The organism is Nocardia albiluteola (assembly GCF_018860155.1).
Classification (GTDB): domain Bacteria; phylum Actinomycetota; class Actinomycetes; order Mycobacteriales; family Mycobacteriaceae; genus Nocardia; species Nocardia albiluteola.
Genome location: NZ_JAHKNI010000004.1, coordinates 37810 through 64568, shown reverse-complemented (window position 1 = coordinate 64568; position 26759 = coordinate 37810). Strand labels below are relative to the sequence as shown.

Genomic DNA, 26759 nt, shown 5'->3' with positions numbered 1-26759 from the left:
GGGCGCACCGGCTGCGATCATGATCACGTGCGCGGCCGAACGCAGGTTGTGCATCTCGAAAAGCGCTGGAGCGCAGCGTTATACGAAGGAATCGGTGATCATGCCTCATTTTCCCGCCGCTGACGGAACGATGCTCGCCTACGAGGAGTACGGGACCGGCCCGACGCTGGTCTTCCTGGCGGGATGGACGCTGCACACCGAGATGTGGGAGAACCAGCTCCCGTACTTCGCCGACCGCGGGTATCGCTGTGTGCTGATGGACCGGCGCGGTCACGGCCGGTCCGATCGCCCGGCCACCGGATACGACGCCGACACCCGCGCCGATGATGTCGCGGCGCTGCTGGAACATCTGGATCTGACCGACGTCACGCTGATCGGGCATTCCACCGGCGGCGCCGAGGCGGTCCACTATCTGGCCCGGCACGGGCAGCGGCGGGCGCGCGGGCTGGTGCTGCTGGCGGCGGCGACGCCGCGCCTGCGCTGGGCCGAGGACTATCCGATGGGTGTGCCGGCCGCGGCGCTGGATCGGTCCATCGCGGAACTGCGCGCCGACCGCGCGAAATGGATGGTCGACCGGGGCCACGGCTACTTCGCCACGCATCTGGGCAACAACGTGTCCGCGGCGCGGATCGAGCAGGAGATCCGGCGCTGCCTGTCGGCCACCCAGTTCGCCGCCATCCGGATCCAGGAGGCGGTCTTCGCCAGTGATATGCGCTCCAAGCTTCCGGATATCACGATTCCGGTGCTGCTGCTGCACGGCCACGCCGATCAGTCGATCCCGATCGATCCCACCAGCCGGGTCGCGGTGGGGCTGTTCCCGAATGCGGAGTCCCGGCTTCGTAGAATCGGCGGGAAACGCGGGAACGGACTGGTGAATCGCGCGGGTAGCCGGCACAGCGTTGAAATCCCTTGGAAGACTCTCCCTTTGACGGGGATGCACCGGAGTAGAGCAGAGTGTGGAGTATGAGCGAATCGGATGACATCAAGGTCGAGCGACAGGACGACTTCGACATCTATCGACCGGCGGACCGCGAAGGTTCGCTGCCCGCGGTGATGTTCGTGCACGGACCCGCCCCCGCCGGCAGGCGACCGCGCGAATCGCCGTTCTTCGCGGGCTACGGCAGGCTGCTGGCCGGACGAGGCCTGGCCGCGGTGGTCCCGGACGTGCGGTATCAGGGCCTCGACGACTGGCCGCCGAACACGATGTGGCCGCCGCGCGTCGACTGGAGCGGCACCGCGAAATGGCTGGCGGCAGTGGTGGATCGGATCCGCCAGCAGCCGGGCATCGATTCCGACCGGATAGCGATCTGGGCATTCTCCGGTGGCGGCATGCTCACCGGTTCCTGGCTGGCCGAGTCGCCCACGTGGCTGCAATGCCTGGCCCTGACCTACCCGGTGCTGGGCGATCAAACTCCGGATTCGACCGCCCCCGCCCCGAGCGATCTGGTCCGCCCGGGCCGTCCGATCGTGCTCACCCGAGTCGGCCGGGAGCGCCCCGAAATCCAGGCGACCGTGGACCGCTTCCTCGCCCACGCCGAGCAGGTCGGCTCGGCCGTCGAGGTGATCGATGTTCCCGAGGCGGGCCACGGCTTCGATGCCACTGTGCCCGAGCTGAAGTCGTGCCAACCGGTGCTGTCGGCGGCCGATTTCGTGACGCAACACCTCACCGCGCAGCCGATGTGATGGACACTACTGTGCGGTAGTCCTTGCCGAAGAGGGCAATTCGCGCTTGGAGGTCCCCGCCAGAGACAGCCGGAACTGTCGCAGCACAAGGATCGCGGTTGCGCCGAATCCGATGCACAGGCCCAGCCACACGCCGTAACCGCGCCAGTGCAGGCCGTAGGCGAACAGTGCCATCGCCGGAATGCCGATGGCCCAGTAGCCGATCAGGGTGCTGCGTAATCCGGCCTTGGTGTTGCCGAGCCCGCGCAGCAGGCCGACGCAGACGTTCTGGGCGCCCTTGCAGTACTGGTGGGCGATGGCGAACCAGAGGAGCGTGCTCGCGGTCGCCACGATTTCCGGTCCATCGCCGGCGCGCAGGAAGGGGGCGAGGATCACGGTGGGGGCGGCGATGTAGATCACCCCGAAGACGGTCATGGCGACCACGCTGACGGTGAGCGCGCGGCGGGCGATCGTGCGCGCCGCGGATCGCTCGCCCCGCGCCACCTCCCGGCTCACCAGAATCGACGAGCCGTGGGAGAGGCCGATATTCAGCTGATACACGATGTAGGCGAGCTGATTGACGACGTTACTGGCCGCCAGCATCGCCGGCCCGAAGGCGCCCATCAGCACCGTGGCGACCGAGGTGATCGCGGCCTCCGAACCGTAGGTGAACGCGATCGGCGTCCCCATCCTCACGATCCGGCGCGCCACCGCGGGATCGAAGCGCCACCAGTCCAGGGCGAGCAGGCCGGTGAGTTCGGTGTCCCGGCGCACCCGCCGGTAGAACACCGCGAGCGTGAAGACCTGAACGCAGCTGGTGGACAGGCCGATACCGGTCAGGCCCAGGGCGGGCACGCCCAGCCAGCCGTAGATGAACACGGCATCGAGCAGCGCGTTGACTCCGATCGACACGATCGTCACCCGCAGCAGCGAGCCGGGGCGACGCATGCCGACGGTGAACTGCCGCAACACATTCAGCCACAGCATCGGCAGCAGCCCGGGCGCCAGCGCGATCATCATCGGCCGGGCCCGGTCCACGATGTCGTGCCGCTGCCCGAACCACGGCAGCGCGAAACCGAGTCCGATCAGGACGGCCGCCCCGGCGATCGCGACACCGGTCGCGACCAGGAACGCCGACCGCACCAGCTCCCGGATCTCGGCGTGCGCCCGATCGTCCAATTCCGCACTGCCGGTTCGTCTCTCCGCCCGGCCGACGGCCGCGGCGACCTGGTTGCCGACGCCGGTGACCATGCCCACGCACATGGTGCGCAATTGGTTGTACAGCAGCACGGCCAGCCCGCCCGCCGCGACCGCCAGCACGCCGATCAGGCCCATCATCGCCAGATCGACCGTGGTCAGCGCGACCTGGGCGAGCTGGATGCCGGCGATCGGCAGGGACAGGGCGATCACCGGCCGGTAGTCGCGTACCACCGTGCCGAGACTGCTCCTCATGCGCTCGCCCGTTGCCGCCGATCGCCGGCGGCGATCCGGACCGAATCGGCGTAGGCGTTGAGTAACCGGTAAAGGCGTTGGTGTGCAGCCTCGTTGAGGAGTTGGCGCGCGCGCAGCCACTCGTCGTCGTAGATGGTGTCCAGATACTTCTCCCCGGCGTCGCACACGAGCACGACGACGGTGCTGCCGGCCGGCAGCACGGCGAGGCGGCGCAGCGCTACATGCACCGCGGCCCCGGCGGTGCCGCCGACCAGCAGCCCGGTGCGGCGGGCCACGACCCGCGCGCTGGTGAAGGCGTCGATATCGCTGACCTGCAACCCCTCATCGATGCAGGTGTAGTCGACATTGGCGCCGATGGTGAAGCCCGGCGGACTACCGGCCCCGGTCTGCCAGTACGGGCCGCCGGGACCGCCGAAAATAATCGAACCCGCGGGCTCGACCCCGATCGTGGTGACCGACGCACCGAGGCGACGCAGTTCCCTGGTCGTCCCGCACAGCGAGCCCCCGGTGCCGACCGCACCGATGAGATGGTCGATGCTCGGCAGGGCATCGAACAATTCCCGCGCCAGCTCGGCATAGCCGGCGCAGTTCCCAGGATTGTTGTGCTGATCGGGACGGAAAGCCCCGGTGCGCCTGGCGATCTCGTCCGCCACCCGGCGGCGCTCGACGGTGCTGGGCCCGCCCGCGCCGGACGAATCGACGAACACCAGCTCGGCCCCGGTGGCGGCCATGGCCCGGAGTTTGTCCTTGCTGGCATGGCCGTCGACCACGGCGGTGAACCGGTAGCCACGTTCCAGCGCGATCAGCGCCAGACCGAGACCGGTATTGCCCGAGGTGGGTTCGACGATGTGGCCACCCGGCCGCAGGGCGCCGGATCGCTCGGCATCCTCGATCATCCGGCGAGCTATCCGGACCTTGCCGGACCCGGTGGGATTGAACTGCTCGAGCTTGAGCACCAGCCGGGTACCGGTTCCGGTGCGGGCGAGTTCGAGCAGGGGCGTGTTGCCGATCAGGTCGGAGGCCCGATCGGGCACTACCGCGGCCGGCCGGTTGAGAGTGGTCAGCATTGGGGCGAAAGTCCTTCGGGTAGTGGGAATCTGGTCACGATGCGTCGTAGGCCCAGGTGTGTCGCCCGTCGCGGTGTTCGATGCGGATCTTGGGCGGCAGCGGGAGCTGGTGGAACTCGCTCTCGTTCTTGTCCATCTGGTAGCCGGCGGTATTGGGGTAGATGATCAGGTCGCCGTAGCGCGGGCGGCGCGGGAGGCTGATCTTGCGCCAGGTGAGCACGTCGTACTCCATACAGCTGGCGCCGCCGATGAACGCCTCGACCGGACCGGTGGACTCCGCCGAATCCGCCTGCCACAGAATGGGTTCGGGGAGGAACTCACTACCCTTCCATTGCTCCGAGACGCTCATGCTCACGCCACCGACCGCTACCACGCCGTGGTCGCCGCGTTCCTTGTAGCCCTGCACCGGGAAGACCGAGAATCCGCCCTGGTCGAGCAGCGCCCGGCCGGGTTCGCAGTAGAGCCGCGTGCCGGTCTCCGCGAATCGGCGCCCGACCCGCTGCACAATGGCGCCGAGCATGTCCGCGCCGGTCGGCGCCTGGTGATACGGATAGAACTTCGCGAATTTCTTACGACCGTGGAACCATTCGTCTCGGTAGCCCTCCTGGAATCGCTGCCAGTCGGCGGAATCGACATAGCTGCAGGCGAATCCGCCGCCGATGGAGACCGATGTGGCCGCGAGTCCGCGGGCACGAGCCGCCAGGCAGGCGTCGACGAGCCGATCGGCGAGCTCGGCACGGGGCTCCACCTGGTAGCCGTCGAGATGGAACGAGAAGCCCTCCATCGTGATCGCCGCCACGGCCTGCACGCAACGGTCGAGCGCCCGGCTCAATTGCGTTGCGTCGAGCCCGAATCGACTGTCGGGATTCACTTCTGGCAAGACCCGCAACAGGATTCGCGCCGAGCAGTCCAGCTCGATCAGCCGATCGAGTTCGTCGAGGTGGTCGACGGCGATCAGACAGCCGTGCCTGGCGGCCAGCCACAGCAGCTCATCGGCCTTCGCCGCCCCGGTGACAACGATGTCGCAGCCCCGAATGCCGTGCGCCAGAGCATGAACGAGTTCGGGCGCACTGGCCACGTCGACGCCGCCGTCGCGAGCGGCACATTCGTGCAGCCAGCCGCCGGCCTTGTTTGCCTTCTTGCCGAAATAGATCTGCCCATCCACCCCGGCGGAGCGCAGGACGGCCTGGAACGCTTCCAGATTCGTTCCGAACCGGTCCGGGTTGATCACGTGGAACGGCCCGCGCACCGCCCGGGCGATGTCGCCCAGCAGCACCGGGTCGGCCTGGGCCCGCAGCGCCCAATCCGCTTGCAGGGCCGGGAGTGCGGGACCGACGCTCGATGCGGTGGGTGCCGAAGGCATCGCCGCGGTGGTAACAGTCACTGCCACAGCTCCACTCGCTGTCCGCGCCCGGCCGCGATGGCGCGGGTGGCGAGCGCGTGCGCTACGGGGATGTCGGTGATGATCATGCCGCTGGAGAAGGCGAATACCCGATCGTCCGAGGTACGCCGGCCCGGCGCCCGACCGGCCAGGATGTCGGGAACCACGGCGTCGATGTGCGCGGGGCCGTCTTCTCCGGCCAATCGCGTTCCGGTGACGCCCAATTGGCCGACGCTGGTGGTCACGGTGTAGTCGGCATCGCGCAGGGCCCCGGCGGCCACGCCCTTGCTGGCCACCGAGATCAGCAGGCCGCCGGGCGGCAGCCAGCCGGTCTGCACGGGCGGATGCGCGGCCCGGCCCGAGGCCACCACCACGATGTCGGAGGCGGCCACGGCCGCGGGCACATCCTCGACCAGCTCGATCTCGCGATCCGGGAAGTGTTCATCGAAAGTCTTGCACGACAGGGCGATACCATCCGGATGGGTACCGAACAGCCGCAGCCGCTCCAGCTCGGGCAGCGCGGTGAGCAGGTACGGGAGGGTGTTCACGCCCTGCACGCCGGTGCCGATCATGAGCGCGGATTTCGCACCCGGTTTCGCGCAAGCGCGGGCGATCAACGCCGTCGTCGCCGGGGTCCGGGACGCTCCGACGCGCTGGCAATCCATCAGCGCGAAGGGCCGGCCGGTCGAATCGTCGTACAAACTGATTGTGGTGTAGTACTTCTCGTTGGTCTGGCTGCCCTGACGATACGAGGTCTTGAAGCCGAGATGCTCGAGGACTCCGTCATAGCCGAGCATCGCGTACGACACCGAGTCCCGGGCCTCGTCGGGCAGCGGCATCATCAACTTGGTGGGGCATCGAGACTGGCCTCCGGCCAGGGCCAGATAGCCGTCCTCGACGGCGCTGATTACATCGCTGGGCGGTATGCGCAGGTCGGCGAGGTCGCTGCGGGTGAGGATGTGCATGAATTCCGGTCCGATCTTGGTGCTCCGAGGGCGAGACAGAAACGCAAGAGGTGAAGTTAGCCTTACCTAAACTATTTCGCAACACCCCCTCAGCCGATCCAGCCTCACCGAGCTGGAATGTCGACCCGCCGAGCATTCCGGACCCGCGCGTACCACTCCCGACAATCAATCCGGCGGTCGAGTCCAGCGCTCACCATCGTCGAAGAACCTGCGCCACAACATCATCGCGGCCTCGATACCCGGGCAAGCCATCGCCGTCACGAGCCGCCCACTTCCAGAGATCCCCGGCCTCGGGTTGATTCTTGCGAAGAAGTATGAGCATCTTATTAGGCAAGGGTCACCTAAGTTGTTGGTACCTGCCATGCTCCGAGCGAGCATGGCGTTTCGAGCACTGAATGAGGGCTTCATGATCAGTTCTGACCAGCACGATCGGCGTGGCCGCGGATCGGGGCCAGCGGTGCGGCGCCGCCCTTCGCTCCGGCGCACACGCCATTTCTCGCGGGTGATCCTCCTGATGGTGCTGAGCCTGGTCGCGGTCGCGGCCGGTTGTACCGGCGCCTCGGAGCCCGGCTCGCCGGGCGAACGGAGCGGACCTGCCGTCGAGATCACCGATGTCCTGGGTCGGCACGTCACCGTGAAGGCGCCGTCGGCCCGCATTCTGGTCGACGGTTCGCGCCTGCTCTACACGACCTCGCTGCTGGACAAGCAGAATCCGGTCCGGCGGATCGTCGGCTGGCCGAAAGACCTGCTGGACAACGACCCCGGTACCTACCAGACGTATCTGCGGCAGTTTCCACAGCTCGCCGGCATACCCACTATCGGCGAGCTCTACGACGGGTCGTTCTCGGTGGAGCAGGCGATCGCGCTCCGCCCGGATGTGTTCGTAGCCAGTGCCTCCGCGTTCAAGACGGCCCAGGATGCCGGGGTCATCGACCGCCTCGGAAAGGTCGGCATTCCAACGGTATTCATCGATTACTTCGTCGACCCGATCAAGAACACCGTGCCCAGCGTCGAGCTCATGGGCGCGTTGCTGGACCGCAAGGCCGAGGCCGCGAACTTCATCGCGTACTACCGATCGGCCGTGGACGGTGTCCGGTCACGTCTGGACGCCGCGAAGCAACCGGCCACCGCGACATTCCTGTGGCGCGCTCCGGGCTACTTCGATTGCTGTTCCTCGTTCGCCCGTTCCAACCTGGCCGCGATCGTGAACTATGCCGGCGGGGAGAATCTGGCGGACGACCTGCTGCCGGGCCAGCAGGGCAGCATCTCACCCGAGACGGTCCTGTCGCGCAATCCGCAGGTCGTCATCGCCACGGGCGCCAACTGGGCACCGAACACTCCGGCCAAACCGGGTTCGTTCGTTCCGCTGGGCTATGACCAGTCACCGGCGCGGGCACAGGCTCAACTGCGGGCGATCATCGATCGGCAGGCGGGTTTTTCCCAGTTGGGAGCGGTGCAGCAGCACCGCACCTACGCGGTCTGGCACCACTTCTACGACTCGCCGTACAACTTCCTGGCCATCCAGTGGTTCGCGAAGTGGATGCATCCCGACCTGTTCGCCGACGTGGATCCCGATGCGGGTTTGCGGGCACTGCACGAGAAGTTCCTTCCGGTCCCGGTCGGCGGGGCGTTCTGGGCGGAGCTGTCATGACCACCAGGGACGTGCCGATGACGTCGACGGATGCCGCCGCGTCGCAGGGACCGCATCTCACAGTCTCACCGGCGCTGCGGGCTGCGCGGACCACACGGGAGTATCGAGGGGTCGTTCGTCGGCGGGGGCTGCTGGTGGCGAGCCTGCTGCTGCTGACGGTGGTGTTGTTCGTCGCGGATGTGGGGGTCGGCGGGAGCGGGCTGCGCCTGCCCGAGCTGCTGCGGGGGGTGTTCACGCCGTGGAGCGCGCCCGAGATCGTGCGCCAGATCGTGTGGAACATCCGGATGCCGATGTCCGTCGCGGGGCTGCTGGTCGGCGCCGCGCTCGCGGTCGCGGGCGTGCAGATGCAGACGATCCTGAACAATCCGCTCGCCGAGCCCTACACCTTGGGGATCTCGGCGGCGGCCGGGTTCGGCGCCGCGTTGAACGTGGTCCTCGGGGTCACGGTGATCCCGCTGGTCGGGCCGATGCTGAGTATGGCCGGCACGGCCTGGATCTTCGCGATGATCGCCTGCGCGGTGATCCTGGGTTTCAGCCTAGTCCGCGGCGCGAGCACCGAGACCATGATCCTGCTGGGAATCGCGATGGTCTTCCTGTTCACCGCCCTGCTGTCGCTGATGCAGTACGTGGCCTCGGACGCGCAACTGCAGCAGGTGGTGTTCTGGACCATGGGCAGTCTCGGCCGGGCCGACTGGCCGCAGGTCGCGCTGCTCGCGGTGGTCTGCTGCGCGATCACCCCCCTGTTTCGCCGCTCGGCCTGGACACTGACCGCGTTGCGGCTCGGTGACGACCGGGCGCGGGCACTCGGCGTGTCCGTCGAACGCACCAGAATGTGGGTGCTGCTCGGGGTGTCGGTGCTGGCCGCGACCGCGGTCGCCATCGCCGGCTCGATCGGGTTCGTGGGACTGGTCGGGCCGCACGCCGCCCGCATGCTGGTCGGTGAGAACCAGCGGCACCTGCTGCCCGCGTCCGCGCTGTGCGGCGCGATCCTCCTGTGCGGCGCCTCGATCGCCAGCAAACTCCTGGTACCCGGTGTGATCGTCCCGGTGGGCATCATCACCTCGATCGTCGGTGTACCGGTCTTCCTGCTGCTCATCCTCGCCAAGAGGCGGCAGCTGTGGACGTAGAGCTGGCGGTCGAGGGACTCACCTTCGGATACGGCGACACCCCGATCCTGCGGGAGATCACACTGCCCGTCGTGCGCTCCGGGACGGTGACCGCGCTGGTCGGCCCGAATGCCACGGGCAAGTCGACTCTGCTGCGGTGCATCGCCGGTCTGCACCGCGCGACCGGAAGTATCCGCGTCGACGGTGACCGCGCGGTCGATACGCGCCCCGCCGGACGGATGCTGCGCCGGCTCGCCCGGTCGGGGACTGCGCACGACCAGATTCTGTACACCCCGCAGGAAACCCCGCCGGCCAGCTCGATCACGGTGTTCGAGGCCGTGCTGCTGGCCCGTCGAGGCCGGCTGAAACCTCGCGCCGACGCCGCGGTCCTCGATCGGATCGGGCAGGTTCTCACCCAGCTCGACCTCGACGAACTGTCCACCAGACCGATCTCGGATCTGTCGGGCGGACAACGGCAATTGGTCAGTCTGGCCCAAGCGGTGGTCCGGCAGCCCACGGTGCTACTGCTCGACGAACCGACCAGCAATCTCGACCTGCGCAACCAACTGCAGATTCTCACGCTCATCCGGCACCTGGCGCGGTCGCAACCCGCCGCGGTCATCATCACCGTGCACGACCTCGCCCTGGCCGCGCGCTTCGCCGATCAGATCGTCGTACTGCACAAGGGCGCCGTCCACTCGGCGGGCCCGCCGGCGGAGACGATCACCGAAGCGATGCTGCGGGAGGTTTATCAGGTCGAGGCCACCGTGCATCCGATGCCGGACGGAGCGCTGAATGTGGCTGCCAGGAGCAGCATCTGACGCCGGGCGCCAGCGCCTCACAGATCCCATGACCGGCGCATTTGTCGTGGTCGACAGCAACTTTCATGAGGTGCGACCCTTCGCGATCCGGCGGTCGTAGGCGGCACGACCGGCATTGCTGGTGAGGAATACCCGGTCCAGGCCCACCTGCCGGCTCAGCCATCGAGCCAGCGGCCGGGGCAGATGCATCCAGGCCGCTGACGCGCCCGACAGCCGCCTGGGCACCACCGCGGATCGCTTGCCCTTACGCAGCACCTTGACCACGGTGTCCGCAATCCGCTGCGGTGGAACGGGATCCATCCCCCGGCCCGGTTGCAGCCCGTCGATCAGCTCGGTCGCGGCGAAGGACGGCAGGACGGTCGACACCCGCACGTCACTGTCACAGAGTTCGGCGTCGAGCGCTTCCCCGAATCCGACGACGCCGAACTTGGTGCCGCTGTACACGGCCATCCCGGCGGCGGGGATGCGGCCCGCCACCGAGGCGATGTTGACGATGCGCCCGCCACCGCGAGTCACCATGCCACGCGCGATAATTCGGGAGCACTCGATGACCCCGAGCAGATTGATCTCGACCGAACGCCGGATCACCCGCGGGTCCTGTTCGAGCAGCGAACCCACCGGCATGATGCCGGCGTTGTTGACCCACACGTCGATCGGCCCGATCTGCTCCTCGACGAGGGCTCGGAAACCGGCGATCGAATACGGGTCGGTGACATCGAGATATCCGCCCAGTACACCGAGTTGCCCTGCGGTCGTGGCGAGTTCGTCGGCATCGATGTCCCCGATGGCGACCCTGGCACCCGCATCGCGCAACGCGGCCGCCGTCGCGCGGCCGATACCCCGGGCGCCGCCGGTGACTACGGCGACGCGCCCCGTCAGATCCATGCCCTTCACTGGAAAATTCCTATCGGATTCGCTGGGAGATTCGCAGGCGCAGTTCGGTGACTCGCCGCAGCGCGGTGAGCGCGAGCCCGCGCATGCGATCGGGATACGGGGTGGGAAAGCGTTGCGCGGTGATGGTCTGCGGTTCGGTGTAACGCACGATCCCGTCGCGGCCGTGGCGCCGCCCGAGTCCGCTCTGCCGCATTCCGCCCATCGGGGCGTGCAGCGACGCGATCGCCGAGAGATACCCGTCGTTCACCATCACCGCGCCGGCGACGATCTGTGCCGCAATGGCCCTGCCGCGACCCAGATCTCGGGTCCACACGCTGGCCGACAGTCCATAGCTGCCCTCGTTGGCCAGGCGCACGGCCTCGTCGTCGGAGACCACCGGATACACCGAAACCACCGGTCCGAAGGTTTCCTCGCCGTGAACCGACATGGCGGGTGTGACGCCGGTGAGCACCGTCGGCTCGAAGAACAGCGGCCCGAGGTCGGGGCGGGCATTGCCGCCGGTGACGACCTTCGCCCCCTTCTCGACGGCGTCGACGATATGACGGCTGGTCGCGACGAGCTGGCGCTGCGAGGTCAGCGAGCCCATGTCGACCGCGAGGTCGTATTCCGCGCCGAGCCGGAGCTTCGCGACCTTATCGGCGAGTGCATCCAGAAAGCGCTGATACACACTGTGGTGCACATAGATTCGCTCGATGCCGATGCACATCTGGCCCGCGCTCGAGAAGCACGCCTGCACGGCCCCGGTGGCCGCGGCGTCGAGATCCGCGTCGGCACGCACGATCATCGGATTCTTGCCGCCGAGTTCCAGTGACACCCCGATCAATCGGTCCGCACACTGCCGTGCAATGGTTCGGCCGGTCTCGGTGGAACCGGTGAAGCACAGGTAGTCCACCGCGTCGACCACCGCCTGCCCGATGCGCCTGCCGGGTCCGGCCACCACCTGCCAGACGGCCTCGGGAATTCCCGCCCGGACCGCGAGATAGCGAGCCAGCAACAGGGTCCAGGGGGTCTGCGAATCGGCCTTGGACAGCACGGCATTACCGGCGATCAGCGCTGGAATCACGTCGCCGACAGCAAGAAACAGCGGGTAGTTCCACGGTGCGATCACCCCGACCAGCCCCTTGGGGCGGTACCCGACCTCCGCCCGGACCGGCCAGCCCAGGCTGCGCACCTTCCGCTCGGCCAGATAGCGGCGCGATGTGGCCCCGTAATGCTGAGCCACCGACACCACGCCCTGCACCTCGATCGCGGCGTGGATCCGGGCCTTTCCCGTCTCCCACTGCATCAGGTCGCACAGTTGATCGTGGTGGTCGAGCAGCAATCGGGCGTACCGCAGGACAATTCGCTCGCGCTCCCGGATCGGACGGGCCGCCCAGTCCCGCTGTGCGTTTCGACCGGCCTGCGCGGCGGTGTCGATCGCGGCGCCGTCCGATTGCGGTACCCACGGCAGCTCGGAACCGGTGAAAGGCGAGGCAGCGGAGCGTGTTTCGGCGGACTTGGGCAGTTGATCGCGCAACTGCTCGATCAGCAGTCGATCGATCCGGGGCGGCAGACTCGATTCGGTCACGGCGGGCCCCACTCAGCCGAGCTTCTTCAGCCGGACCGGCAAACCGTCCTTCGGCACCGGCAGCGTGGAGTAGTCGAGCTTCCACCGGTACCCCTGCGGCACTGTCCAGTCGTGAGTGAGCAGCAGATTGTGCATGACCGTCTTGATCTCCAGCTGTCCGAAGTAGAGCCCGATGCACTTGTGCACGCCGCCGCCGAAGGGCATCCACGCGAACTTGTGCGATTTGTCCTCGGCACGTTCCGGAGCGAAGCGGTCCGGATCGAATCGGTAAGGGTCCGTCCATAATTCGGGGTCGTAGTGGGGGACGATGGCGCTGACGGCCACCCGCGTGCCCCGGGGGATGAAATGGCCGTCGATCTCGGTGTCCCGCACCGATTGCCGCAGCAGGCCCGGCACCGGGGCGTTCAGGCGCAGGGATTCCTTCATGATCGCGTCGAGCACCGTGAACTTCGGCAGTGTGTCGTAATCGATTTCGGCCGGCAGTTCCCGGGATTGGGCCCGCGCCCTGGTCTGCCACTCGGTGTTCCTTGCCAGGTAGTAGGCCATCGTCGTCATCGTGATGGTCGAGGTGTCGTGCGCGGCCATCAGCAGGAAGATCATGTGATCGACGACGTCCTCGTCGGTGAAGCGGTGGCCCTCGTCGGTGCTGATGTGGCACAGCGTGGAGAACAGGTCCGGGGTCCTGGTGGCGCGCTTGGCGGGCAGGTGCCGGTACATGAACTCCTCGAGCACCGTGCGGCCCGCGACGGCGCGCGACCACTTCGTGCCCGGCACGTCGTAGCGCACCCACGCCAGGCCCGCGTCTACACAGTCGATGAACGCCTTGTTGATCCGATCGGCCTCCGCGGGCGAGAGCTGCAAGCCCAGGAAGATCTCCAGTGCCACATCGAGAGTCAGCTTCTTCAGCTCGTGCAGCATCCGGACCCCGTCCCCGGTGGGGAACGCGGCCACGCGTTCGCGAATCATCGGCTGCATCTGCCGCAGATAGTCCTTCAGATGCGCGGTGGTGAAGGCCTGCTGCAGCACCAGCCGGTGGTAGCGATGCTCCTCGAAGTCCATCAGCAGCAGGCCTCGCCGGAAGAACCTGCCGATCATGAATCCCCAGGCCGGTTCGGCGGCAAAGGATTTGTCCCGGTTCAGCGCGACGGTCTCACATCCCGAGGCGGTCAGCGGGGTGACCATCTTGCCGGTCGGGGCGATCATGAAACTGATGTCGCCGAAGGTGGCCCGCTGCTGCGCAACGAACTTCTGCGGATCCGTGCGGTACAGCAGCAGATCCGGCACCGACAGCCGGCCGAGGCCGTGGACCGGTTTCAGGCCGCTCCCGGCCGGGGGATCCGCGAGGGCGCGCGTGCGGACGTGCTTGGGCTTCGGTGCGGGCGGGGTTACCGCGGCCGGCGCGATCGCACGGTCGGGGTGCTTGCCGTTCAGTATCTTTCGCGGATCGACACCCTCCCGCTCCCAAGCCTCGGCGGCCCACGGGGTGTAGAGCTTATCCACCGGAAGCCGGTTGAGCAGCGGGTTGAGTGCGCGCATTGCCGCAGCGAAACGCTGGAATCGCCGCTCCCGCTGCGCATCCCATTCCAGGTCGCACACCTCGCGCATCTGCTGCGGCAGTGTTCCGACGATCACGGTCCGGATGAAGCCGTTCAGCGGCGCGGACAGCAGCCTCCACGCCGGTGCGGGCAAGCGCCGCAATCTCTTCGGCTGCGGCACGCCCTTGCGGATGTAGCCGGTCGCGTATCGGATGATCGGCGTCGGCACAAAGCGTTCCAGCATGGAGTCCCAGTACGCCAGAAACTCCTCATAGGTCTGCGGCTGGCTGCGGTCGCTGACCCCGTAGAGGCGGTACCAGATCTTCGACTCCTCGAAGATTTGCGCCTTCTCCGCGTAGGACAGCCGGCGAATGAACGTGTCCGTGGTGTAGATGGTTTGGTCGACGAAGGTGGCGTGCGCCCAGTAGTACAGCTCGGGATTCAGTGCGTGATAACGCGATCCGTCGCTGTCGATGGTCCCCTTGATGGGCTTGTGGAAGTCCCGGACGGTCCGCCCCCAGTAGAACGGATCTGCCGAATACAGCGTCTTGGCGATCGGCGGACCGGTGCGCCGGCCGCGCGCGAGGGTGTCCTCGAAGAACACCGAGTGGTCCTGGACGCCCTTGGCCAGCTGCTCGATGCAATTCTCGGTCCCGGCCAGCCGCTGCACACCCAGCAGCATCCGGACGTCGCCGAAATACTTCCAGGTCAGCGAGTCCGGGCCGAGCCGAGCCGGCGGTTCCTCCGCCAGTGGCATCGGCACCGCCTCCCGGATGCCGGCATCGAATCCCGTTGTCCCGGCATCCTTTCCAGCGCAGGGGACGGTCTCGTGCGGGGCGGGCACGGGAGTGTCATGCTTCGGCATGTGCTGCACCTCCGGTGAGGCAACGGGGCGGGCCGAGTCTTCCACGCCTGGACCATCGGTCTCAGATACCGATGGTCAATATCGTGCACCCAACCGGTCGTGGCGTCAAGAGTCGCACTGCGACCGCAGTTGACGCGGTGATATCCGATACCAGCGGTCAGGCGGGCTACATGGCCCGGACAAGCCCTGTCTTGCCGAAGTAGTTCGCCATCGGGGCATCGAAGTCGAGATGAACGCCGTTGGCGTGCGCCGCGGTCTGCACCAGCGCCCGGATGCTGCTGTCGACGTTGTCGATGACCTCGACCAGGGTCTTCTCGTCCTCATGCCCCCGGACCAGCCACCATTTACCGGCATGCAGAATGCTGCCGATCACCATGTACGCGGTCAGCTCCAGATCGGTGCCGGTGCCTCCGCAGCCCAGCATGACCTGGCGTAGCACGGCGGCCAGATCCCGGGACGGCGCCGACACCCGGTCCAGATCGGCGCTGGGCTCCTCGGGCGTCTCCGAATACGTGACCATGACGAACTGAAAGATGTTCGGGTGGCCATCGGCCAGTTCGAGAAAGCGGCTGACACCCGATCGCAGGAACCCACCGAGCGTCGCGCCCGCTTCGGTGGGCCCCACGGTGATGCGCTCGGCGACCATGTCGCGCACGCGATCCGCGATGGCCGCGGCCAATTCCGACTTGTCGGTGAAGAAGCGGTACAACGTCGCCTTCGGGATCTTCGCCTCGGCGGCGATCTCGCGCATGCTGACCTGCGGACCCAGCACATCGATCGCACGCATGGCGGAATCGACCAGCTTGCTGCGGACTTCCGCCCGGTGAGCTACCCACCGCTCCGTTCGACCGTCGGCCACGCGCACTCCCTCGTCCTCCGCATCGACCCACAACGACCGCACGGATAGGTGATGGATCAGCCTGCAATACCCGATACTAGCGGTCGGCCTCATGTGCCCGCGGGCCCGCGCATGGCACGGATGGCGGCCTGGATCCCCTTCTTGTCGTAGCTGTTCACGGGCATGGTGGCGCCGTGGGCGTGCCGGACGATGCCGCCGGGGTCGACCAGGACCGAGCCGGACTGCTGCATGGAGCCGAAGAGCCTGCGAGTCAGTCCGACCGATTGATGAGGGGATCCCGCGGATCCGACGAGGACGGGAACCGTGATCCGGTGCTGGGTCCGCCATGCGCGGCCCGCGTCGTGGGCCTCGGGGATCGCGAGGTACAGGCGGACGTCGTCGGCCTCGAACCCGCCACGCTGCGCGAGCAGGTCACGCACGTGCCGGTTGCAGATCGGGCAGGAGGTCGAGCGCACGAAGAACAGCAGGGCGCCGTGCGTGCCGAGCTGATCGGACAGACGCCAGGTGTTCCCGGCGGTGTCCTCGAGTTGCATATCCGGCGCGGCGGATCCGGTGGTGAGCATGGCGATATGTCCCTTCGACACGGGTGGTGTGGTGGTTCAGGCGCCGGCCGAGAGGGCGGCGTCGAGGGTGTGGCGGACGGCGCCGCGAGCGCGGTGCAGCTGGGATTTCATCGCCGCGGTGCTCAGACCGAGCGTCTCGGCCGTGGTGCGCCCCGGATAGCCGAGTACATCGCGCATGATCAGGACTCGGCGCTGCAGCTCGGGCAGCGCGGCGATCGCCCGGGTGAGCTGGTCGCTCTCCCACCTGTGCAGCACCTCGTCCTCGGCCGAGGCGACGAAATCCTCCCCCGCACAGTCGATCCGGGGAATGTGATGCAGCGAATGCCGTGCACGTCGCAGGCATTCGTTGCGGACGATGCGGAACATCCACGAGGCGATGGCCGTTGCCGTCCGCAGCGTCCCGATCTTGCGGTAGAGGGTGATCAACGCTTCCTGCGCGGCGTCCTCGGCATCCGCGGACGACGCGCACAGGTGATGCGCGAATCGCTGCACGTGCGGATGGGCGCCGTCCACGATGGCGGCGATCGCCTCGGGGTCCCCGCGCTGCGCGGCCTCGACGAGTTGCTCACCGGCCCAGCCTTTCTGCACTGCGATCACCGCCCCGCCGCGCTGTGTACAAGACCGGGCGACTGCCGTCCTGAAGTCTCGATTGGATAGTCACCACCATAAGAGCGTCTCGACCCCGAAAAGGATTCACCGCCACGCGACTCTGGGCACAGCTGCCCCGCGGTGAAACCGATTGAGCCGCAGCGACTACCAGCTTCCGTGGTGGTCGGGGACCAATAGCAGCAGCGGTAGCACCAGGATCAGCAGGATCGCGAAGGCCAGGAAGATGTCGGCCTGGACGGCACCGGCGTCGTGGCTGCGGGCCAGGATGGCGGTGGTGACCGAGATGGCGGTGATCGCGCCGCCCTGACGGAACATGCCGCGCAGGCCGGCGATCGACGCCGCGCGGTCGGGCGCGAGTTGCAGGCTCGCGTTGTTCGTGGCGGGCACGGTCATGCCCATGCCGACGCCGGTGACGCCGGCCGCGATCGACATCCAGACATACGGGGACACACCGCCCAGGGTGGCGTACATCGCCGCGAGACCCACCGCGGTGACGGTGAATCCGACCGCCATGGGCAATCGGTGCCCGGTGCGCCGCAGCGCGAGCACTGCCAGCGCGGCCACGCCGATCGAGCCGACCGCACGCGCGGTGAGCAGGGTGCCGGCGTGCAGTGACGAGATGCCGAACCGCTGTTCGGCATAGAGCGGGACCAGGGCGCCGAAACCGATCGCGGCGGCCCCGAAACACAGGTTGATCAGGTTCATCACGCCGAAGCCGCGCCCGCGCAGCAGCTCGATCGGGATGAACGGGTTGTCGCCGTGCTTGGCGTGCCGCACGAACGCCACCCCCGCGACGACCGCGATCGCCGCGCCGAGCAGGAAGACCGGGCTGTAGACCGGCACCTCCCCGCTGCCCAGGTAGGCGATCGCGAACATGCCCGACAGCACCATCGCGCCCAGCAGCGCCACCCCGCGCACGTCGATCCGCTCGGCCGAGCGCGGCGCCCCGGCGGGGAGGAAGACGACCGCCAGCACGATCAGCACGATCCCGATCGGCACGTTGACCAGGAAGATGCCGCGCCAGGACCAGTACGTGACGAAAAATCCGCCGAACATGGGCCCGATGATCCCGCCGATCGGCAGGATGCTGGTGAACATGCCGAGCGCGCGGTCCCGCCCGCGGCCGAAGTTGTCCGCGACAATCCCGGTCGCCGAGGGCATGAAGGCACCGCCGCCGACCGACTGGATCGCCCGCAGCGCCACCAGCAGCGCGATATTGTCGACGAAACCGCAGGCCAGCGATGCCACCGTAAACAGAACGGCCGCACCGACGAACACCTTCTTGCGGCCGAACTGGTCGCTGATCCGCCCGGCGATCGGCATGATCAGCGCCTGCCCCAGCGCGTAGATGGTGATCGTCCACCCGGCCCAGTTCACCGGCGCGCGCAGGTCGTGCTGGAGGGCCGGCAGCGCCGTAGCCACGATGTTCGCATCCACCGAGGCCATCAGCAGGGCCATCGACACGATGCCGAAGACCAGGCCGCGGCGCGGAAGCGGACGAGCGAGAACGGAATCCGAAGCGGTGATATCGAGCGAACCCATTGTTACCAAGTTAATTGCTTGCTGGCAGGCAATCAATACCCGGGTTCTCAACGCCCGAGGGCTCCTGCGTCACAATTACCCGAACGTGCGAGGACGACGAAGGTGGGAGCAGTGGACTCCGAGGACATGGCGCGACTTCGCGTGGTGATCATCCGGCTGGCCCGGCAGTTCAACGCGACCGCGACGGGAGAGGGACTGACGCCGACCCAGGCCTCGGTGCTCGGCCTGATCGCCCACCGCGGGCCGCTCGGACTGGCCGAACTGGCCGAATTGGAGGGCCTCCATCCAACCATGGTGTCGCGCGTGGTCCGAAAGCTGGACGAGGACGGCCTGATTCGCCGGCTCCCCGACCCGAGCGATCTGCGGGCGGCCCGGGTCGAGATCACCCCCGACGGCACCACGGTGAACGAACACATCCGCACGCTGCGCACCCGAACGGTGTCCGAATGCGTCGAACACCTCCCCCGACAGACTGCCGAGCAGCTGCTGCGGGCACTGCCCGCGATGGAGGCACTCGCCGAGGAGCTCAAAACCGCCCGCAGCCACTGACATTCGCGTCCGGGCGGCCGCCGCCCACCGTCGTCTGCGGATCGCGGTGACCTGGTGGCTACAGGGACACCAGACCGGCACCCTTGTCGACGCGTGCAACAAGGCCATGTCCTACCTGCCCGAGGCGGTAACCACCTGACGGTGGCAGCAGGGCGTGCCGGGCTATCCCGCGGTGCGTGCGCCGAATAGCTGTTCGCGCATCCGGGCCGGGGTCTGCCCGTAGTGCTCTCGATAGGCTTCTCGGAACCTGCGTGTGCTGGGAAATCCTTCCTCGAAAGCGATCCTGTCCATGTCGACCGGCAGCGCAGTGGACAATCGCCGATGTGCGCGCTCGATGCGGATCGTGCGCAGCATCGCACCCGGCGACGGGTACCCGGCACTCTTCAGCACTTTGTACAGTGTTCGCTCGCCGATGCCCAACATCGTGGCGATGGTCTCCGGATTCACCCGGGGATCGTTCGCGTGAATTTTGATCAGAAGCCGTGCGCGTTCAGCGTCTGTCGCGCGCTTGCCGGATTTGATAGCTGGGGAGAGGTTGAGTGCCCCATCGAGCAGCGTGAGCGCGCTGGAAAATGCGACGCTGAAATCTGCTGCCGTCCAGCCCTCGGCCTCGGCAAGCAATCGAACCTGCGTCTCCAGCGCGTGTACCAGGGGACGCTTCTCATCCAGCGCGAGCGGGGCAGCCGCAGCGCGTGCGGGATCGATCGACCTTTCGGGGACGGTCATGATCAACGCGCTGATAGTCTCGTCGTGCGTCATCCACACCGGGCGGCCCCAATGGAAAAAGCCGACTTTGCCAGGGTGGAAGATTTCCCTGGAATCGCCTTGTTCGAGCTTGAAATGCCCTTGCAGCGGGACGAAGAGGCGATAGCTGTTATCGCCGTCGGCTCGCACATTGCGTTGCGAGCGCCGGTAGTCGAGCGTGGCAGTGGTGAACTCGACGATCTGGAATTGGCCGACGTTCTGGGCAAACGCTGTGGAGCTGAACTCGTCGGCGCGGAACCTCAGCCCTACCGTTCCCTGCCGGTGACGGAGGTATTCATCCCACGACGCCGCCGGGTCCTCATCGTCGGTCGAGAAGGCTTCTTTCCGGTATTCCGCATCGGTCACACCGACACCCTTTCGCGCACCGCCACAAGGTACAAACCGACTACAAGCTTACAAGGGAAGCGGCAGGCGCCGAGTCGTGACGACGGGCAACTCGGCAGTGTGGTCGATCACTCCACGGTGACCCGTCCCGACCGCCACTGCAGCTGCACCAGGCGCACGAAAGATCCAGGCCGGGCTGCCGGTTGCGGGTGCGGCGTTCGTGGCGGGCAGAAAGTGACCGCGAGTGGGCAGGAAAACGGTAGAGACCCGGCGGCGGCGGCGCCTATTGTGCGAGACAAGCTTCCAGCTTGAGACAAGTAAGGGATGGACCCTCTGCTGGAATTATTGAAAATAGATTTCTCGGTCTGAAAGTAGGAGGGGAAGACCGAGAAACATCCGATAGAAGAAGGGAATCTGCGACGCGATAAATCAATCTTTGCAACGCGCCGGCACGGGGGCTGTGCAGTCGCCCCGTCCGGGTGCGATTTCCTCTGGTCGCACGGTGAGTGTTCCCCGCCGGCACGCTGCGATTGACGACGACCCGGCTGCCGTGCCCGATCGGATCCTGCGGGCCGGAATCGCAGGCGGCGCAGACACGGTCTCCGCGGCCGCCGATGCCGGGGAACGGATCGCCGAATTCGCCTCGCTCACTCAGCATTCGGCGTAGGCGGCCTCACCGTGCCAGCGAACGAGCGATGACCAGGCGCTGAATCTGGTTGGTGCCCTCGAAGATCTGGGTGATCTTGGCCTCGCGCATATAGCGCTCGACCCGGAAATCGCGGGTGTATCCGTAGCCGCCGAACACCTGGACCGCATCGGTGGTCACCCGCATCGCGGCATCGGTGGCGACGAGCTTGGCCACGCTGGCCTGCCGTGAATACTCCAGCCCCGCATCGCGGCGACGCGCGGCATCCACGTAGGTCGCGCGCGCCGAGTCGACCGCCGCCGCCATGTCCGCGAGCAGGAATCCCAGGCCCTGGTGTTCGACGATCGGCTTGCCGAACGCCGTGCGCTCCTTCGCGTAGGCCACGGCCTCGTCCAGGGCCGCCTGCGCGAGACCGGTCGCGACCGCGGCGATGCCGAGGCGCCCGGAATCCAGTGCGCTCAGGGCGATGTGCAGGCCCTGGCCCTCCGCGCCGATCCGGCGCTCACTCGGTAGGAACGCGTCGTCGTAGTGGGCGGTCGTGGTCGGGATCGCGGCCAGCCCCATCTTCCGCTCGGGCTTGCCGAAGCTCAGCCCCTCGGTGTCCTTCGGCACGAGGAAGCACGAAATGCCGCGCGTCCCTTCGCCGGTGCGCGCAAACAGATTGTAGAAATCGGCCCGGCCCCCGTGCGTGATCCACGCCTTGGTGCCGTTGATCCGGTAGCCGTCCTCGACCGGGGTCGCCGCGCAGGCGACCGCGGCGGCGTCGGACCCGGCCTGCGCCTCGGACAGGCTGTAGGCGCCGATCTGACTGCCGCCCAACATGTCCGGCAGCCACCGCTGCTTCTGTTCCTCGGTGCCGAATGCCAGCAGCGGATGACACGAGAGGCTGTGCACGCTCACCGCGACGGCCACCGCGGCCCACCGCGCGGCGATCTCCTCGAGCACCTGCAGATACACCTCGTACGGCTGACCGCCGCCGCCCCACTGCTCCGGATACGGCAGGCTCAGCAGCCCCGCCGCGCCCAGCGTGGCGAACACACCCTCGGGGTAGGTCTCCGCACGCTCGTGCTCGTCGGCCACCGGACCCGCGAGCACCTTGTCGGCGATCTCGCGGGTGAGCTGGATCAGGTCGTGCGCCTCGTCACTGGGCAGCAGGCGTTCGACGGCCACGCGTCACCTCGACTACTAGTAAGAGTACTGAATTACCTTGCAGAGTACTGTCAGGCCGATAGTACTGCAAGGGGTACTTCAGTACTATGCGATGGCATGGACCAGCCCGCCCGCGCCGGCTTCACCACCCGCCGACGCACCGAACTCTTCGACGCCCTGGTAGCGCTGTTTCTCACCGAGGGGTTCGCGCAGCTGACCCTCGACGAGATCGCCGCCCGGCTGCACTGCTCCAAGTCCACGCTCTACACCCTCGCCGGCAGTAAGGAACAGCTGGTCCGCGCGGCGACCGTGCACTTCTTCCGCGGCGCGACCGAGGATGTCGAGGCCGCCATCACGCCGGTCACCGGCGCCCGGGAGCGCGTGGCCGCCTACCTCTCTGCGGTCGGGGCCGCGCTGTCCCCCGCCTCCGACCGGTTCATGTTCGACCTGCACGCGTTCGCCCCCGCCCGCGAGATCTACGAGCGGAACACCAGCATCGCGGCCGAACGCGTGCAGGAACTCATCCACGAGGGCGTCGAGGCCGGCGAATTCCGCGACGTCCACGCCGCGTTCACCGCGGACCTGGCCGCCGCGATGATGGTTCGCATCCAGCGCGGCACCGTACGCACCCACACGGGTCTGGACGACGCCGACGCCTACCGGGAACTCGCGGCCATCCTCACGGCGGGAATCAGTGCCTAGCGCCGCCGAGTCGAAGACACGCAGGCCCCGAGTCAGGTGATGGCATAGATCGATGCCGGTGAGCCCGAACCGTTTTCGGTGATGAATCCGCCCACGACCACGGTGAAATCCCGGGCGGGCAGCTCGCCGAGATTCGCCAGGATTTCCAGGCTCAGGCGGTGCTCGCGGTAGAGCATTTTCGAGACGGCGAATGTCTCGTCCAGCCCGACGTCGGGGCTGAAGGCGTCGGTGCCCAGGGCGCCGCGGCGGCCCAGGACACCGTGGTCGAGCAACCATCGCACCGATTCGGGCGAGAAGCCCGGGTGATGCGGCGTTCCATGGTCGTCTGCATTGACGAAATCGTCTGTGCCCCAGTACTTGTCCCAGCCGGTGTGCAGCAGCACCGCGGCTTGCGCGGGCAGCGGCCCGTGGCGATCCTGCCAGTCCCGCAGGTCTCGCACGGTCACCGCGTAATCGGGGTCGCGGGCCGCATCGTGCGCGATGTCGATCCGCACGCCGGGAAGGATGAAGTCCGCGCCGTCAAGTTCATCGGCCGCGGCCTCCCCGGCGTTGAAGTGTGCGGGGGCTCCCCAATGGGTGCCGGTGTGTTCTCCGACCTCGACGGCCTGCAGATAGAAGCCGTGCTCATCGAGTGTGCACACGGTCTCGACGGACGGGCGCGGATCGCCGGGAAATACCGAGACCCGGTGCACCGAAAGCGGGTGCGACAGGATGCGCACCGACGAGAATGTCATGCCTGGCCAACCTCCCCTGTGAGTCCTGTGCACAAATGTAGGCGTGGCAGCGCTCGCACGGACGGCAGTGACCGCCATGCCGCACCCGCCACCGGGGTCGGCACGGGCACATTGATCAGGAACACCGAACGCCAGCCGCACCCGAAAGCGACTCCGGCGGGCTGGCGCTGTTCATTCAGTTGCCGGTGTCGAGTGCGTGGGCGATCAACGGCCAGGAACGAGCCAGCTCCTCGGCCCAGTACGGCCAGGAGTGGGTGCCGGTGGAGCGCAGGTGCACCGTCGCCGGGATCCCCAGTCGCTCGAGCCGATGACCCAGGGCCGCGGCGCAGGCATAGGCGCCGGCCTCCAGGGGGCCACCGACTGTGATGTCGTCGGGCAGGTTGGCCTGTCCCGGCACGTCGTGCTCGCCGGGGATCCCGCTGCCCGCGGACAGGTAGACCGCGGTGCCCCGCAGCGCGGCGGCATGGGTCATGACGTCGTGGGCGAGCCAGTCGGGGTCGCCGGGCTTGCCGAACATGTTGTCGGGGTTGCCGTGGTAGGTCTCCACAATCGCGCGGGCCTGATCTTGACCGGGGCCGGGGGCGACGCTGTAGCACCCGCTGTGCGCGGCGACCGCCCGATACCGGCCCGGGTTACGGACCGCGAGCATCATCGTGGCCTCACCGCCCATCGACACCCCCTCGATGGCGTCGCGGCCGTTGCCCTCGAAACGGGCATCGATCAGCGGCGGTAACTCGCGCGTGAGGAAGGTCTCCCATTTGTTGGTGCCCAGCACCGGATCGCGGCGTTGCCAGTCGGTGTACAGGTTGGCGGGCCCGCCCGTGGTCAGCACGACGTTGACGTTCTTGTCGGCGAAGAACTGCACAACATGCCCGTGTTCGGTCCAGCTGCTCTCGTTCTCCGGGGCGCCACGCCCGTCGAGCATGTACAGCGTCGGCCGCGGGCGATCGCGGTGCGCGGGCAGCAGCACCTGGACCTGCACCACCCGCTTCATCGACGGCGAGGCCACGAACACCCGCAGCCATCGATCGGTGATCGACTCGATTTTCGTGATGACCGGCCGCGCGGTCAGGCCGGCGCCGTTGTCGGCGGGAGCCTGATACCCGTTCGAGCTCAAATCCGGGCCGGAGGTCGGCGGCGCCGCCGCGGACACCCCCGCCACCAGCATCAACGCCCCTGCCACCGCGGCAATCTCGCCGACGACCCGCCATGCCGGTCTGTGCCGTGCGGACATGTCGGACCCATCTTGCATGCCTCACAGTGAAATCGATGAGTGGCGCGTTCTTCACCCATGGGAAGGAACACGTTCTAGATCGACGCGGCGGACGTGGGCGCCATCACCGTCGGCGGCCCCGCCTCGCCATCGGGCGGGGCCGCACGCCGGTATGGGGCGGGGCCAGTTCACCGGCGGCTACGCTGCAACGCGTGGCTGAAACCTCACCGCGCGTACGCAATCCCTGGGGTCAGGGCGAGCGGTTGCGAGCGGAGATTCTGCGCGCCGCCGCGCGGCTGCTGTCCGAGCTGGACGGCGAGCAGGGCCTGACGATCCGCGGGGTGGCCCGGGCCGCGGGCATCTCCCCCGCCAGCATCTATCAGCATTTCAGCGACAAATCCGCGCTGGTACAAGGCCTCATCGCCCATATCTACGCGCAGCTGGCCGCTGCGATGGCCGAGGCCGACGCGCAGTATCCGCCCGAGGCGATCCTGGATCGGGTCCGGGCGCGAATGAAGGCGTACTGCCTTTTCGCACTGGAGAATCCGGGCCACTACCGGCTCATCATCAAGCTCCGTCCCACTCCGTCCCGGCCCACGGGCCCGCTGGCGGACATCGTGCGGAGCATCATCGATCTGCTGGAACGCGGTGAACGAGAGGGGATCCGGATGCGGGTACCACCGAGCCGGGCCGCGGTGATCGTCTTCGTCGGCGTGCACGGACGAGTCGCCTTGCAGCACACCAGCGGCGGCGAGGACCAGGACGAGCAGATCATGGCGTTCGTGGACGAGCTCGTCTCCCTGGTCGTCGACTGACCGGTCCGGCCCGCCAGGGATCGTGCACGCGTCACGAATCATTGCTCAACAGAACCGGATTGATTATCCTGACCAAGTTAGTAAACATTCGTTTGGTAACTTTTGGGGGTCCCCGATGACCGAATCCCTATCCACCTTCCCCATGTCCCGGGCCGCGAAGTGCCCGTTCGATCCACCCCCGCCGCTGCGCGAACGCGACCGGGTCGACCGGGTGCGGATCTGGAACGGCGACACGCCCTGGCTGGTCACCGGCTACGAGGAACAGCGGGCCGTGCTGGCCGACCCGCGATTCAGCGCCGACGCGCTCACGCCGGGATATCCGCTCCAGTCCGCCTCGATCGCCCAGCGGCGCCGCAGCTTTCGCTCGTTCATCGCGATGGACGATCCCGAGCACGCCCGGCTGCGCATGATGCTCACCCGGAATTTCATGGTCAAGCGGATCACCGCGATGCGCCCGCGAGTGCAGCAGATCGTCGACGGACTGATCGACGACATGCTCGCCGGGCCCAGGCCGACCGACCTCGTCACCGCATTCGCTCTACCCGTGCCCTCGCTGGTGATCTGCGAACTGCTCGGCGTGCCGTACGCCGACCACGAATTCTTCCAGTCGTGCAGCCGCAAGCTCATCGACACCACCACCCCCGTCGAGGAGGCGATCGAGGCCACCGATCAACTGCGCTCGTACCTGTCGGATCTCGTTGCGGCCAAACAGCAGTCGCCGACCGACGACATGATGGGCCACCTGGTCTCCGAGCAACTCGCGGCCGGCGAGCTGACCGCCGCCGAGGTCGCGGACATGTCGCTGCTGATGCTGGTCGCAGGGCACGAGACGACCGCGAACATGATCGGGCTGGGCACCCTGGCGCTGCTCCAGCACCCGGATCAGCTCGCGGAGCTGCGCGAGACCGACGACCCGGCGCTGATCACCAACGCGGTCGAGGAACTGCTGCGGTATCTCACCATCGTGCACACCGGCCGGCGCCGGGTAGCCACCGAAGATGTCGAGGTCGGTGGGCACACGATCCGGGCTGGCGAGGGCATCATCCTGGCCAACGACGCCGGAAACCGCGACGCCACCGCGTTTCCGGATCCGGACCGCCTCGACATCCACCGCCGGGCTCGCCATCATGTGGCCTTCGGGTACGGCGTGCATCAGTGCCTCGGCCAGCCCTTGGCTCGGATGGAACTGCACGTCGTCTACGGCACGCTGTACCGGCGGATACCCGAACTGGCGCTGGCGATTCCGTTCGAAGACGTGTCGTTCAAACACGAGATGGTCGTGTACGGCGTCCACTCGCTTCCCGTCACCTGGTAAGGAGCTCG

The 26759-nt window shown here is 67.4% G+C and carries 25 protein-coding genes and 1 pseudogene; 10 read left to right on the top strand and 16 right to left on the bottom strand.

The window, feature by feature from the left end:
• Positions 1-100: 100 nt before the first annotated feature.
• Both KO481_RS13410 and KO481_RS13405 read left to right on the top strand, forming a co-directional pair.
• On the top strand, positions 101-967 hold the full coding sequence (locus tag KO481_RS13410; RefSeq protein WP_215917443.1) for an alpha/beta fold hydrolase: 867 nt from the start codon (positions 101-103) through the stop codon (positions 965-967).
• A complete protein-coding gene (locus KO481_RS13405) occupies positions 964-1683 on the top strand; it encodes a dienelactone hydrolase family protein (protein ID WP_215917442.1) in 720 nt (239 codons plus the stop codon). The genes KO481_RS13410 and KO481_RS13405 overlap by 4 nt, the downstream gene beginning before the upstream one ends.
• Positions 1684-1689: 6 nt before the next feature.
• Here KO481_RS13405 and KO481_RS13400 read toward each other — a convergent pair whose 3' ends face one another.
• From KO481_RS13400 to KO481_RS13385, 4 genes are read right to left on the bottom strand one after another with little or no spacing between them, the layout of a single operon-like run.
• Entirely contained in the window at positions 1690-3114 is a 1425-nt protein-coding gene (locus KO481_RS13400) for an MATE family efflux transporter (protein ID WP_215917441.1), read from the bottom strand.
• Positions 3111-4181, bottom strand: coding sequence for a PLP-dependent cysteine synthase family protein (locus KO481_RS13395; RefSeq protein ID WP_215917440.1), 1071 nt, complete (start codon positions 4179-4181; stop codon positions 3111-3113). The genes KO481_RS13400 and KO481_RS13395 overlap by 4 nt, the downstream gene beginning before the upstream one ends.
• Before the next feature lie 34 nt (positions 4182-4215).
• Entirely contained in the window at positions 4216-5565 is a 1350-nt protein-coding gene (locus KO481_RS13390; protein WP_308166586.1) for a type III PLP-dependent enzyme domain-containing protein, read from the bottom strand.
• Entirely contained in the window at positions 5562-6527 is a 966-nt protein-coding gene (locus tag KO481_RS13385) for an ornithine cyclodeaminase (protein ID WP_215917439.1), read from the bottom strand. The genes KO481_RS13390 and KO481_RS13385 overlap by 4 nt, the downstream gene beginning before the upstream one ends.
• Before the next feature lie 406 nt (positions 6528-6933).
• On the opposite strand from KO481_RS13385, the gene KO481_RS13380 reads away from it, so the two are divergent.
• The 3 genes from KO481_RS13380 to KO481_RS13370 are packed head-to-tail and all read left to right on the top strand — an operon-like array spanning position 6934 to position 10105.
• The gene (locus tag KO481_RS13380) at positions 6934-8178 is read left to right on the top strand and encodes an ABC transporter substrate-binding protein (RefSeq protein ID WP_215917438.1); all 1245 of its coding nucleotides are present in this window, start codon (positions 6934-6936) and stop codon (positions 8176-8178) included.
• Positions 8175-9305: a FecCD family ABC transporter permease gene (locus tag KO481_RS13375; protein ID WP_245400884.1), complete on the top strand. Its 1131-nt coding sequence runs from the start codon at positions 8175-8177 to the stop codon at positions 9303-9305. The genes KO481_RS13380 and KO481_RS13375 overlap by 4 nt, the downstream gene beginning before the upstream one ends.
• Positions 9296-10105 carry an ABC transporter ATP-binding protein gene (locus KO481_RS13370; RefSeq protein ID WP_308166585.1) on the top strand — a complete coding sequence of 270 codons (810 nt, stop codon included), beginning with the start codon at positions 9296-9298 and terminating at the stop codon, positions 10103-10105. Before KO481_RS13375 ends, KO481_RS13370 begins: the two co-directional genes overlap by 10 nt.
• A 63-nt stretch (positions 10106-10168) precedes the next feature.
• Here KO481_RS13370 and KO481_RS13365 read toward each other — a convergent pair whose 3' ends face one another.
• The 8 genes and pseudogenes from KO481_RS13365 to KO481_RS13335 all read right to left on the bottom strand — a co-directional run bounded on the left by KO481_RS13365 (position 10169) and on the right by KO481_RS13335 (position 18539).
• On the bottom strand, positions 10169-10990 hold the full coding sequence (locus tag KO481_RS13365; protein WP_245400883.1) for an SDR family oxidoreductase: 822 nt from the start codon (positions 10988-10990) through the stop codon (positions 10169-10171).
• A gap of 19 nt (positions 10991-11009) precedes the next feature.
• A complete protein-coding gene (locus KO481_RS13360) occupies positions 11010-12566 on the bottom strand; it encodes a succinic semialdehyde dehydrogenase (protein ID WP_308166584.1) in 1557 nt (518 codons plus the stop codon).
• Between the two features lie 12 nt (positions 12567-12578).
• Positions 12579-13970, bottom strand: a complete 1392-nt coding sequence (locus KO481_RS13355) for a cytochrome P450 (RefSeq protein WP_372452038.1) — start codon at positions 13968-13970, stop codon at positions 12579-12581.
• Positions 13971-13991: 21 nt separating this feature from the next.
• A pseudogene (locus tag KO481_RS42980) lies at positions 13992-14858 on the bottom strand (oxygenase MpaB family protein); the annotation flags it as partial.
• Between the two features lie 274 nt (positions 14859-15132).
• Positions 15133-15825, bottom strand: coding sequence for a TetR/AcrR family transcriptional regulator (locus tag KO481_RS13350; RefSeq protein ID WP_215917435.1), 693 nt, complete (start codon positions 15823-15825; stop codon positions 15133-15135).
• Positions 15826-15914: 89 nt separating this feature from the next.
• Positions 15915-16409: a redoxin domain-containing protein gene (locus KO481_RS13345; protein WP_215917434.1), complete on the bottom strand. Its 495-nt coding sequence runs from the start codon at positions 16407-16409 to the stop codon at positions 15915-15917.
• Between the two features lie 15 nt (positions 16410-16424).
• The gene (locus KO481_RS13340) at positions 16425-16985 is read right to left on the bottom strand and encodes an RNA polymerase sigma factor (protein ID WP_308166583.1); all 561 of its coding nucleotides are present in this window, start codon (positions 16983-16985) and stop codon (positions 16425-16427) included.
• A gap of 156 nt (positions 16986-17141) precedes the next feature.
• On the bottom strand, positions 17142-18539 hold the full coding sequence (locus KO481_RS13335) for an MFS transporter (RefSeq protein WP_215917433.1): 1398 nt from the start codon (positions 18537-18539) through the stop codon (positions 17142-17144).
• Positions 18540-18650: 111 nt separating this feature from the next.
• Between KO481_RS13335 and KO481_RS13330 the strand changes: the two genes are divergently transcribed.
• The gene (locus tag KO481_RS13330; protein WP_215917432.1) at positions 18651-19088 is read left to right on the top strand and encodes a MarR family winged helix-turn-helix transcriptional regulator; all 438 of its coding nucleotides are present in this window, start codon (positions 18651-18653) and stop codon (positions 19086-19088) included.
• A gap of 162 nt (positions 19089-19250) precedes the next feature.
• On the opposite strand, the gene KO481_RS13325 is transcribed toward KO481_RS13330, so the two are convergent.
• Positions 19251-20198 (bottom strand): AraC family transcriptional regulator, encoded by a 948-nt coding sequence (locus KO481_RS13325; RefSeq protein ID WP_215917431.1) that lies wholly within the window; start codon positions 20196-20198, stop codon positions 19251-19253.
• A 481-nt stretch (positions 20199-20679) separates the two neighbouring features.
• Here KO481_RS13325 and KO481_RS13320 point away from each other — a divergent pair, with 481 nt between their 5' ends.
• Complete coding sequence (locus KO481_RS13320; RefSeq protein ID WP_215917430.1) at positions 20680-20844, top strand: hypothetical protein; 165 nt, start codon at positions 20680-20682, stop codon at positions 20842-20844.
• Positions 20845-20850: 6 nt separating this feature from the next.
• On the opposite strand, the gene KO481_RS13315 is transcribed toward KO481_RS13320, so the two are convergent.
• Positions 20851-21993: an acyl-CoA dehydrogenase family protein gene (locus KO481_RS13315; protein WP_215917429.1), complete on the bottom strand. Its 1143-nt coding sequence runs from the start codon at positions 21991-21993 to the stop codon at positions 20851-20853.
• A gap of 96 nt (positions 21994-22089) precedes the next feature.
• Between KO481_RS13315 and KO481_RS13310 the strand changes: the two genes are divergently transcribed.
• Positions 22090-22674 carry a TetR/AcrR family transcriptional regulator gene (locus KO481_RS13310; RefSeq protein ID WP_215917428.1) on the top strand — a complete coding sequence of 195 codons (585 nt, stop codon included), beginning with the start codon at positions 22090-22092 and terminating at the stop codon, positions 22672-22674.
• Between the two features lie 32 nt (positions 22675-22706).
• Here KO481_RS13310 and KO481_RS13305 read toward each other — a convergent pair whose 3' ends face one another.
• Both KO481_RS13305 and KO481_RS13300 read right to left on the bottom strand, forming a co-directional pair.
• Positions 22707-23408 (bottom strand): cyclase family protein, encoded by a 702-nt coding sequence (locus tag KO481_RS13305; RefSeq protein WP_215917427.1) that lies wholly within the window; start codon positions 23406-23408, stop codon positions 22707-22709.
• Between the two features lie 175 nt (positions 23409-23583).
• Positions 23584-24642: an alpha/beta hydrolase gene (locus KO481_RS13300; RefSeq protein ID WP_215917426.1), complete on the bottom strand. Its 1059-nt coding sequence runs from the start codon at positions 24640-24642 to the stop codon at positions 23584-23586.
• 191 nt (positions 24643-24833) lie between these two features.
• Between KO481_RS13300 and KO481_RS13295 the strand changes: the two genes are divergently transcribed.
• Positions 24834-25436, top strand: coding sequence for a TetR/AcrR family transcriptional regulator (locus KO481_RS13295; protein ID WP_215917425.1), 603 nt, complete (start codon positions 24834-24836; stop codon positions 25434-25436).
• 115 nt (positions 25437-25551) lie between these two features.
• A complete protein-coding gene (locus KO481_RS13290) occupies positions 25552-26751 on the top strand; it encodes a cytochrome P450 (protein WP_245400881.1) in 1200 nt (399 codons plus the stop codon).
• Positions 26752-26759: the final 8 nt, after the last annotated feature.

Coding starts and splice junctions, on each gene's coding strand:
- KO481_RS13335 (WP_215917433.1), bottom strand. CDS start 18,539: ATGGGTTCGCTCGATATCACCGCTTCGGATTCCGTTCTCGCTCGTCCG.
- KO481_RS13400 (WP_215917441.1), bottom strand. CDS start 3,114: ATGAGGAGCAGTCTCGGCACGGTGGTACGCGACTACCGGCCGGTGATC.
- KO481_RS13395 (WP_215917440.1), bottom strand. CDS start 4,181: ATGCTGACCACTCTCAACCGGCCGGCCGCGGTAGTGCCCGATCGGGCC.
- KO481_RS13385 (WP_215917439.1), bottom strand. CDS start 6,527: ATGCACATCCTCACCCGCAGCGACCTCGCCGACCTGCGCATACCGCCC.
- KO481_RS13365 (WP_245400883.1), bottom strand. CDS start 10,990: ATGGATCTGACGGGGCGCGTCGCCGTAGTCACCGGCGGCGCCCGGGGT.
- KO481_RS13310 (WP_215917428.1), top strand. CDS start 22,090: ATGGACCAGCCCGCCCGCGCCGGCTTCACCACCCGCCGACGCACCGAA.
- KO481_RS13305 (WP_215917427.1), bottom strand. CDS start 23,408: ATGACATTCTCGTCGGTGCGCATCCTGTCGCACCCGCTTTCGGTGCAC.
- KO481_RS13290 (WP_245400881.1), top strand. CDS start 25,552: ATGACCGAATCCCTATCCACCTTCCCCATGTCCCGGGCCGCGAAGTGC.
- KO481_RS13405 (WP_215917442.1), top strand. CDS start 964: ATGAGCGAATCGGATGACATCAAGGTCGAGCGACAGGACGACTTCGAC.
- KO481_RS13375 (WP_245400884.1), top strand. CDS start 8,175: ATGACCACCAGGGACGTGCCGATGACGTCGACGGATGCCGCCGCGTCG.
- KO481_RS13410 (WP_215917443.1), top strand. CDS start 101: ATGCCTCATTTTCCCGCCGCTGACGGAACGATGCTCGCCTACGAGGAG.
- KO481_RS13380 (WP_215917438.1), top strand. CDS start 6,934: ATGATCAGTTCTGACCAGCACGATCGGCGTGGCCGCGGATCGGGGCCA.
- KO481_RS13300 (WP_215917426.1), bottom strand. CDS start 24,642: ATGTCCGCACGGCACAGACCGGCATGGCGGGTCGTCGGCGAGATTGCC.